The organism is Pseudomonas lactucae, from assembly GCF_036688725.1.
GTDB lineage: Bacteria > Pseudomonadota > Gammaproteobacteria > Pseudomonadales > Pseudomonadaceae > Aquipseudomonas > Aquipseudomonas lactucae.
Genome location: NZ_JAQQPT010000041.1, coordinates 1 through 4541, shown reverse-complemented (window position 1 = coordinate 4541; position 4541 = coordinate 1). Strand labels below are relative to the sequence as shown.

The 4541-nt window shown below is 59.7% G+C and carries 1 protein-coding gene; it reads right to left on the bottom strand.

From position 1 onward, the window contains the following. The coding region (locus tag V6M90_RS29900) for a beta strand repeat-containing protein (protein ID WP_332847659.1) at window positions 1-4541 on the bottom strand (4541 nt) is incomplete at both ends.

Here is a 4541-nt window from a genome sequence, read left to right as displayed (position 1 = left end):
GCGTTGACCCAGTCGGCGCCTTTCTGCGTCAGCACAACATCGGTGCCCGAGATAGCGTAGTAGCCGTCTTTATTGCTTTCGCCGGTGAAGGCAACCTTCAAGTCAGCAACCGAAGTCTCTTCGTCAGTCGCGGTGAAGCGACCAGCGACGGTGCCTTCTTTGGCGTCATTTTCTGTCAGCGTGTTGGCTTCAACGGTGATCACCGGAACGTCGTTCACCAGCGTCACGGCTGGCTGAGCGTCAGCGTGCGAAGTAGCGTTGTCGGCATCAGTAACGGTCAGGTCGATTTTCGGCAGTTGATTACCGGCGTTGACCCAGTCGGCGCCTTTCTGCGTCAGCACAACATCGGTGCCCGAGATAGCGTAGTAGCCGTCTTTATTGCTATCGCCGGTGAAAGCGACTTTCAGGCTCGCAACCGGAGTTTCTTCGTCAGACGCAGTGAAGGTACCGGCAACGGTGCCGACTTTCGCGGTGTTCTCGACGATGGTGTTGGCAGCCACGGTGATGACCGGGATGTCGTTCACCAGCGTCACGGCTGGCTGAGCGTCAGCGTGCGAAGTAGCGTTATCGGCATCAGTAACGGTCAGGTCGATCTTCGGCAGTTGATTGCCAGCGTTGACCCAATCGGCGCCCTTCTGCGTCAGCACCACGTCGGTGCCGGAGATCGCGTAGTAGCCGTCCTTATTGCTCTCGCCAGTGAAAGCGACTTTCAGATCGGCAACCGAAGTCTCTTCGTCAGTCGCGGTGAAGCGACCAGCGACTGTACCTTCTTTCGCATCGTTTTCAGTCAGCGTGTTGGCTTCAACGGTGATCACCGGAATATCGTTCACCAGCGTCACGGCTGGCTGAGCATCAGCGTGCGAAGTGGCGTTGTCGGCATCAGTAACGGTCAGGTCGATTTTCGGCAGTTGATTGCCAGCGTTGACCCAATCGGCGCCCTTCTGCGTCAACACCACGTCGGTACCCGAGATAGCGTAGTAGCCGTCTTTATTGCTTTCTCCGGTGAAAGCGACTTTCAGGTTCGCAACCGGAGTTTCTTCGTCGGACGCGGTGAAGGTACCGGCGACGGTGCCGACTTTCGCGGTGTTTTCGACGATGGTGTTGGCAGCCACGGTGATAACCGGGATGTCGTTCACCAGCGTCACGGCAGGCTGAGCATCAGCGTGCGAGGTGGCGTTGTCAGCATCGGTAACGGTCAGGTCGATCTTCGGCAGTTGATTGCCTGCGTTGACCCAATCGGCGCCCTTCTGCGTCAGCACAACGTCGGTGCCGGAGATGGCGTAGTAGCCGTCTTTATTGCTTTCGCCGGTGAAGGCAACCTTCAAGTCAGCAACCGAAGTTTCTTCGTCAGTCGCGGTGAAGCGACCAGCGACGGTACCTTCTTTCGCATCGTTTTCAGTCAGCGTGTTGGCTTCAACGGTGATCACCGGAATATCGTTCACCAGCGTCACGGCTGGCTGAGCATCAGCGTGCGAAGTGGCGTTGTCGGCATCAGTAACGGTCAGATCGATCTTCGGCAGTTGATTGCCAGCGTTGACCCAATCGGCGCCCTTCTGCGTCAGCACCACGTCGGTGCCGGAGATCGCGTAGTAGCCGTCCTTATTGCTCTCGCCAGTGAAAGCGACTTTCAGATCGGCAACCGAAGTCTCTTCGTCAGTCGCGGTGAAGCGGCCGGCAACAGTACCTTCTTTGGCGTCGTTTTCAGTCAGCGTGTTGGCTTCAACGGTGATGACCGGAACGTCATTGACCAGGGTGACCGTTGGCGTGGCCGCATCGTGCGCGCTGCCTTTGTCTGTGTCCGTCACGGTCAAATCAATCGCGGGCAGCTTATTGCCTGCGTTAACGAAGTTTGCGCCCGCCAATGTCAACACCACGGCGTTGGCAACAATGGCGTAGTAGCCATCTTTGTTGCTATCGCCTGTGAAGGTGACCTTCAGATCGGCGACCGGCGTCTCGACATCGCTGATGGTAAAGGTGCCAGCAACGGTCCCTTCCGCGACGCTGCCTTCCACCAGAGGATTGGCGACGACATCGATGACCGGCAGGTCGTTGACCGCAATCACATTGATCGGCAGGGTAATCGACTCAGACTTCGGCGCCGCATCGCCATCTTGCGCGATGGCGGTCACGGTGAGGTTCACCAGGCCGTTGGCGTTTGGCGCCGGGTTGAAGACCAGTGTGGCCTTGTTCCAGTCGCTGATATCGATGCTTTGGCTGCCGGCCGTCGCGGTGAAGGTATGGCCCGCGCCGTCGGAGAGGGTCGCGCCGTCCGGAATACCGCTGATCTGCAGCTTGAGCGTCTCGGAGCCATCCTTGTCGGTGGCGTAGGCGTCAATCGCGGACAGCTTGATCGCATGGTCTTCCAGGCCCGTGTTCAGTACCTGGGTAACGCTGATGTTATCCAGCACACCGCCCAGCGAGTTGCTGGTCGGGGCCTTGAATTCGAGTTTGGCGTCACCGTCAGCGGTGACCGGCACCACGAAGGTGTAGGTCTTCATGCCAACGGTGGTTGCGTCCAGGGTGCCGACTTTGACGCCGCCCCAGAACACATCGATCACCGAATTGTTTTCGGCGCCCGCACGCGGCGAGTAGTCGACACTGATGCTGTACGCCGTGCCGGATTCGGCCTTGATGACGGTGTACAGGCTGGCGTCGTCGCCGGTGTTTTTCTCAAGCTCGATGACTTGGCTGTTGCCTGGAGTCGTTACGCCGTAGACGCTGCTTTGGCCGATTTCGACTTTGCCGTCGCTGTTACCGGTCAACCACTGGGTGGTCGGGGTGGTGCCGGCGGCATTATTGGCAGCGCCGACCGCGACCGTGCTCCACGAACCGTTGAGGGCTGCGCCGTCGAAGTTGATCGAACTCACCACGCCGCCCCCGAGCAAGCCCAGGTGTGGGGTATCGGTCACTGGTGCGATGGTGACTGCAGCGGTGGTTTCGCCACTGGTTTTACCGCCATTGTCGACCGCGGTGAAGGTGAGCGAGGTGCTGCCGCTCCAGTCGCCGGTTGGCGAGAAGTAGACCGACGCCTTGCCGTCAGCGCCTGCCGGCACTGAATCACCGATCTTGAGCTCGGTTGTCAGGGTGGCGTCGCTGTACAGCTTGCCGTTTTCCGGCAAGGTGGTAATGACGAAATTGGCGACAGTACCGTCCACATCGGCGCCGCTCAGTACGATCGTGGCCGCGTGGTCTTCATCGGCGCCGGCAGGGGTAGCCGCTGCGGTCGGTGCGTCGTTGAACAGGTCAATGGCGACCTTGCCGGTGGCGCTGCCAGTTTGCGCTGGCTCACGGTCAAGGTTGCCACCGCCGATATCGGTCACGGCGATGGTGACGCTGCGATCCGTACCGACCGGGTTGTTGCCCGGGCTCTGGAAGGTGATCGCTTCAACCACTTTGATGAAGTCAGCCGCGCTGTTGCCGGCTGGCGAATCGCTGGTGAGGGTGTAGACGATTTTACCGTCGGCGGCACTGCCGCTTTGGGTGATGGTGATACCGGCAACGGCCAGGGCCTTGAGCACATCGGCGCTGCTGAGCAGGTCACCGGACGCCAACTGGTCAACGGTGACCACCACTTTGCTGTAGGTGGTGTTGTCGACGTCGCTGATGCTCAGGTTTTCGACCAATGCCACCGCCGCTTTTTGCTCGACGAACGTGGTGCTGTCGAAGCTGACCACGGGTGCATCGTTGACCGGAACCACGTTGACCACGGAGGTCACAGGCGCCGAGTTCAGTTGGCCATCGTTCACGGTGATGGTCAGGGTGCGGTCGGTAGCGACCGGGTTCTGGCTTTCGCTGGCGAAGTGCACCGAACGCAGCACTTCCTGGTATTCGGCCTTGGTGGCTTCGCCGGACAGGGTCAGTACACCGGTGTCCTTGTCATAGCTGACCGTGATCTTGGCGTTGCTGGCATCTGCGATCAAGACGTCATCGGCCAGGTGGTTGACCAGCGTGACTTTGGCACTTTGCAGGGTGTCGTTGTCGACATCACTGATCGTCAGGTTCGCTGCGACGTAGCCGCCTGGCTTGCCTTCGATGTAGGTGTCGCCGAAGGCGTTGGTCGAGGCGTTGCCGAGTACCGGGGCGTCGTTGACCGGCGTGATAGTCAGTGTAAGGGTGCTGCTGGAGCCGGTATTGGTGGTGTAGCCGATCTGCGGCACAGCACCGTTGTAATCCTTGGCCGGAGTGAAGGTGTATTCGCCAGTGCTGGCGATGGTGAGGGTACCGACATTGGCGATAATCGCCTGCTGGCCCGCATCGTACGTGACGTTATCCACGGTGAACGACTTGACCGTCAGAAGGTTGTCTTCATCAGTGTCGTTGTTCAGCACATTGCCGGTGACGTTGTTGTCTTCCAAGGCGCTGCCCGTGTCCGGGAGCAGTACGCTCGGGTCGTCTACCAAGGTGACGTCCGGCGTAGCAGCGGCGTTGGCGCTGCCTTTGTCTGCGTCGGTCACGGTCAGGTCAAAGGCTGGCAGTTTGTTGCCTGCGTTGACGAAATCAGCACCCGCTTGGGTCAGCACGACGTTGTTGCCGGAGATCGC